The following is a 5,293-nucleotide window of genomic DNA, read 5'->3' as shown; positions in this document are numbered from 1 at the left end:
ATCCTTGATTCCATGAATTTGATCAGGAAGTATGAATCGCCGAAATCAAGGATCAGTTTCTCTGGTTTTATCCTCTCCTTTCCAGGCCTGATGAATTCATTACTTTCCCTGTCAACAACCTGCCCGAGGTATTTGCTTTTCTGTGCCGGTTTTTTCTTCATCTTGTCATAGTATGATGTTACTTCATAGGCATATTCTTTGTTCCCAATCTTCTTGAATCTTATGAAAGACATAATGTGTAATTACACATTATGATTTAACCTTTACTGTTCCGTAAAATAAAGGAGAATATGGTATCATAATGCCTAATGATTAGGGAATTTAGGAATTTCTTCTGTTGAAAAGGTAATTTCAGAGGCCATAAAAATTGCGGGGATAAGTGTAAAAGATATTGACTCTGCAGGAATTACCAATCAACGGGAAACAACTATTGTCTGGGACAAAAACAGCGGGATTCCAGCATACAATGCCATAGTCTGGCAGGACAGGCGCACTGAATACATAATGAAGGAAATGGCAGTCTATACAAGCCTCATAGGTGAAAAAACTGGGCTCAGGCCTGACCCATATTTTAGTGCAGGAAAAATAAAATGGATAATGGATAATGTTGAGGGCATCAGAGAAAAAGCTGAAAAGGGCTCTATGGTATTTGGTACTGTAGATTCATGGATTTTATATAACCTTGACAGTTCCAGACCACATGCTACCGATTACACTAATGCCTCCCGAACAATGCTGTTCAATATTAGAAAATTGGAATGGGATCGGGAACTTATGGATTTATTCAGAATACCTGAGTCCATGCTTCCTGAAGTACATCCATCACTTAGCACATTTGGAACTCTTTCACTGATTCCAGGCAGGAAAATTCCAGTATATTCAATTATTGGGGACCAGCAATCAGCCCTATTCGGACATGCCGCAATATCAAAGGGTATGGCTAAAAACACATATGGCACTGGCTCCTTCATGCTTGCAAATTCTGGATCAGACATACCAAATGCAGGGGCTCTTATTGGGACAGTAGCTTACGGTCTTGAATATAAGAAAGTGAGCTATGCTGTAGAAGGAAGCATATTCAGTGCGGGATCGGCCATAGACTGGACAAAAAAACTATTGAATGTAAAATCATACAGCAAATTTGAGGAAATGGCACTGAAGTCCAGGAATACGAGTTCATATCTAGTTCCAGCATTCACAGGACTCGGCTCTCCATACTGGGATCCTTCTGCTAGAGGTATTATAATAGGCCTAAGCCACTCAACTGGAAGGAATGAAATGGCACGTATGGCGTATGAATCGGTTGCTTACCAGACAGAAGACGTGCTTCTTGAAATCGAAAAAATTGCTCCGGTTAAAGAACTGAAAGTAGATGGTGGTTTAACTAACAGCCAATTTCTCATGCAGTTCCAGGCCGACCTTTCGGGGCATAAAATAATAAAGACAGATACAATAGAAATTACTGCCACAGGGACGGCCTATATAGCAGGAATAGCATCGGGATTTTGGAAACTTGGGGAGCTGCAGGCAATGTCATCTGTTGAACGGGAATACTATCCTGATACAGGATCAGAGAAGGCCAGAAAAGGTTACATGGCATGGAAAAGGGCTGTGACACATTCGTTTGGCTGGGAGATTTAATTCAATACTGTATTTGTGGTAAATATTATATAAAATCCTGTCATAGGAAAAGATGGATGAAGCTGAAGATATTTTAAAACGGAATATTGGTTTCTCTGAGAAATACATGGACAGGTCACGTGACCCCTCCTCAGATTTTTATGGATACTGCAATGGGAAATGGATGGAGGAGAATTCCATGCCTGAAGACAAATCAAGATATGGTGCCTTTGATATGCTCTATGAAAAGAATATGTATATTTTAAAAAGTATACTGGAAAACGCAGAAAAAAACCCAAAAAACCATATTGAAAAACAACTTGGAATTTTCTACAGGTCTGCAATGGATACAGAGTCTATTGAAAAGGTAAAATTCGCTCCTGTAGAGGGTCTTATGCATCGCATTGGTGAGTTGACACCAGCCAATATTCCTGAAATATTCGCTGAACTGACAATGAAAAGTGTCCAGATACCCTTTGATATTGGAAGTGCCGAGGACGCAAAAAATGCAGACATATACTCACTTTACATAGGCCAGGATGGGCTTTCCCTTCCAGACCGGGACTATTATCTGAATGAACAGATGAAGCCAATTCTTGAGGCTTATAAAAAACATATATCCAATATGTTTGAACTGTATGGTTATGATGCCAGCAAGGCACAGAAGGCAGCGGAAACTGTGGTATCAATTGAAACTGAACTGGCAAAGTATAGCAGGAGCAAGACAGATCTGAGAGATGTGGAGAAGGCTTACAATAAGTTTCCAGTAAGGGAATTATATAATCAATATCCTGAGTTCGGATTAGAACGTTACCTCAGATTTATAGGTGCTTCTAATATTGAATATGCAATAGTTGATGCTCCAGAATTTTTTAACAGCACAGATGAAATGTTAAAAAATAGACCAGTAGAAGATATTGCTGAATACCTTAGGTGGAAGGTTCTCACAGGCAGTGCCCCATTTCTTCATGAGGCCGTTGTCAACGAAAATTTTAATTTTTTCAGAAAAATCCTTCTTGGACAGGAAAAGATAGCTCCAAGATGGAAAACAGTAGTAAATGTTATAGATGCATCCATAGGGGACTCCCTGGGAAAAGCCTACGTTGATAAGTATTTCGGGAAGGATGCTGTGGAGAAAATAACAGTGCTCGTGAACGATCTGAAAGATATATTCCGCGAAAGGTTGGAGAAAAACCCGTGGATGGGCAGGGAAACACGTGAAAAGGCACTACTTAAGTTTGCTACATTCCGTGCAAAGATCGGGTATCCAGAACATTTGAAGGATTATTCTTCCGTGGTTATTAAACCGGATGATTATATAGGCAATGTTGAGAGATCGGCTTTATTTGAAATAAAACGGCAGATTGGGAGAATTGGTGGACAGGTAGACCGGGAAGAATGGTTTATGACGCCTCCCACAGTTAATGCCTATTTCAATCCTATGGGAAACGAAATAGTATTTCCAGCTGGAATTATGCAGCCACCATTCTTCGATCCTGCAATGGATGATGCAGTAAACTACGGCGGAATAGGTGGTGTAATATCGCATGAAATAACACACGGATACGATGACCAGGGAAGCCACTTTGACGAGCATGGAAATATGGTAAACTGGTGGACAGAGGAAGACAGGAAGCGTTTCGATGACATGGCAGAGAAGGTGGTAAATCTCTATTCTTCAGTTGAAATACTCCCTGGACTGAAGGTCAATGGCAAACTAACACTTGGAGAAAATATTGCAGATCTAGGTGCAGTGCTGATTGCCTATGAGGCACTCCAGAAACGGCTCAGGGCAGAACCTGAGAAAAATAAAATAATAGATGGATTGACACCTGAGCAGAGGTTTTTCATATCATGGAGCCAGGTGTGGAGGACAAGAATCAGGGACAATGAAGCAAGGAGGCTTGCAACCATAGACCCGCATTCACCAGGATCTGTGAGATCACAACTCCCTCCATGGAACCATCCGAAATTCCACAGTGATTTTGGGATCTCTGCACCAGGCAGGGAACAAATTATAATGTGGTAACAGCCACATACCAACTTTATTTCCAGTTTAGACTTTGAATTATACCCAGAATTTCATGGATATCTTTTATTTCATAATCCTTATTCTCAGATTTTTTTTGGATTCCATGGTCAACGAGTATGGCAATACATCCCAATTTTTTAGCTGGGATCAAGTCGTTATCTATGTCACCCACAACTACAGTCTTAGAAGGAGTAGATCCCATAATTTTTATAGCTTTCAGATAGGCTTCCGGGTGCGGTTTGCCTAATGATACATCATCCATTGTAACTATTGCATCGGCTTTTATTTTTATTTTTTCGACCATATTCCTCCTTGAGGATGTGACTATAGCAATTTTAAACCCTGATTTTTTTAACTCATGGAATGTTTCCTCAACATCCGGATAAAATTTAACATCATTTAACATCTTTTCAAAATATTTTTCCTCTGTTTTTTCTATTTCAGGATCCTTTGCATTCATCTTCTTGATGAGCATTGACCCCGGATAGCCGATCATCAGCCGTATAACCTCAGGATCAGTGTCCATTCCATAATCTTTAAATGCTAGCTGCCATGCCTGAATCCTGTAGGGTATTGAGTTCCATATTGTTCCGTCAAGGTCAAAGATTATTGCTTTGTTTACTGAAAAACTATCCATGTCCGGATAATTAAATATGGGTAATTAAATTTATCAACAATAATTTATCAAAATGAGGCAAAAAATCATGGACTCCTTACATTTGGGAGATTAATGTTAGATATTGGGAAAAATAAAAAATTCAATTTCCAACATGAAAAGTATACTCCAGGAAAGATGTTATTCATTTGGCATCTGCTTTTATATGTAATGAAGGCAGATGAGGAAATGTTCTAAATGCATATTGGCAAGATAATGAATCAGATCATTTAGCATAATGTAAGATTTAATATATGATAATTTAAAATATAATTTATGCTCTACATGACGGTGAATTGCCATAGAATGATGAATCTTTAATAATACATTCATTTCACTCATTTACCGTATTTTACCAGTTTTACCTTCTCGGTGCTTATTCCCATCTCCCTTTTATTATTCTTTATTGTCACGGAATTTCCATAGCTATGAGCACCAACAACACTACATCTACCCTCCCTGAATTCCACTACATAACAAAACATCTGTAAATGTGTATGTATCACCCCGAGCTAACTTCTGCTTTTTCCATGTTTTCAAAGCCCCCCAATTAACTCTAGGGCTATTCTTATGGAACAGAATTCTCATGGGGGAGCTAACTTTAATCCTTCACAGGAAGAACTTTGGTTTTCTTTATCATTTCGTTTCTCCTTCCCAGCACTTCCCTTGAAAACAGTACCACAAATCCAGCAATAACAAAGGACATTGCTCCAATGGTAAATGCATACCTGAACGCGGTGGCGTCTGGGAATGAAAATATTATTTTTCCCGTTGCAGTGTGAACAACATCCACTACAGTATACAGTGAAAGTACTGTGCCTGCTATGGGTGCACCGATACTGCTCCCTATATATCTAAAGGTACTGTTCATTGATGTGGCTAGTCCCATGTCCCGTGCCTCAACGGAAAGTACAAGCAGATTGATTATTGATGCATTCATTATTGCCATCCCCGAACCAATTATGACCTCATCGGCAAGTGTCATT

Annotated in this window: 4 protein-coding genes and 2 pseudogenes; 2 read left to right on the top strand and 4 right to left on the bottom strand. The window is 39.4% G+C overall.

Annotation, left to right across the window (positions count from 1 at the left end; translation table 11 throughout):
• Positions 1 to 233: pseudogene (locus tag AMDU4_RS04580) on the bottom strand (IS1634 family transposase); the annotation flags it as partial.
• Positions 234 to 327: 94 nt separating this feature from the next.
• On the opposite strand from AMDU4_RS04580, the gene AMDU4_RS04575 reads away from it, so the two are divergent.
• Together AMDU4_RS04575 and AMDU4_RS04570 are read left to right on the top strand one after the other, a co-directional pair.
• Positions 328 to 1,641: a glycerol kinase GlpK gene (locus tag AMDU4_RS04575; RefSeq protein WP_290704198.1), complete on the top strand. Its 1,314-nt coding sequence runs from the start codon at positions 328 to 330 to the stop codon at positions 1,639 to 1,641.
• A gap of 52 nt (positions 1,642 to 1,693) precedes the next feature.
• A complete protein-coding gene (locus AMDU4_RS04570) occupies positions 1,694 to 3,649 on the top strand; it encodes a M13 family metallopeptidase (RefSeq protein WP_021786809.1) in 1,956 nt (651 codons plus the stop codon).
• 16 nt (positions 3,650 to 3,665) lie between these two features.
• On the opposite strand, the gene AMDU4_RS04565 is transcribed toward AMDU4_RS04570, so the two are convergent.
• From AMDU4_RS04565 to AMDU4_RS04555, 3 genes and pseudogenes are all read right to left on the bottom strand, one after another.
• Positions 3,666 to 4,289, bottom strand: coding sequence for an HAD family hydrolase (locus AMDU4_RS04565; RefSeq protein ID WP_021786808.1), 624 nt, complete (start codon positions 4,287 to 4,289; stop codon positions 3,666 to 3,668).
• A 356-nt stretch (positions 4,290 to 4,645) separates the two neighbouring features.
• Positions 4,646 to 4,792, bottom strand: a complete 147-nt coding sequence (locus AMDU4_RS04560) for a hypothetical protein (protein WP_021786806.1) — start codon at positions 4,790 to 4,792, stop codon at positions 4,646 to 4,648.
• 116 nt (positions 4,793 to 4,908) lie between these two features.
• Positions 4,909 to 5,293 (bottom strand): annotated as a pseudogene (locus AMDU4_RS04555) (MFS transporter); the annotation flags it as partial.

Source organism: Ferroplasma sp. Type II (genome assembly GCF_000496155.1).
The sequence above is the reverse complement of the archived record's forward strand: the minus strand, read 5'-3'. Positions and strand labels throughout refer to the sequence as shown.

Coding starts and splice junctions, on each gene's coding strand:
- AMDU4_RS04570 (WP_021786809.1), top strand. CDS start 1,694: ATGGATGAAGCTGAAGATATTTTAAAACGGAATATTGGTTTCTCTGAG.
- AMDU4_RS04560 (WP_021786806.1), bottom strand. CDS start 4,792: ATGTTTTGTTATGTAGTGGAATTCAGGGAGGGTAGATGTAGTGTTGTT.
- AMDU4_RS04565 (WP_021786808.1), bottom strand. CDS start 4,289: ATGGATAGTTTTTCAGTAAACAAAGCAATAATCTTTGACCTTGACGGA.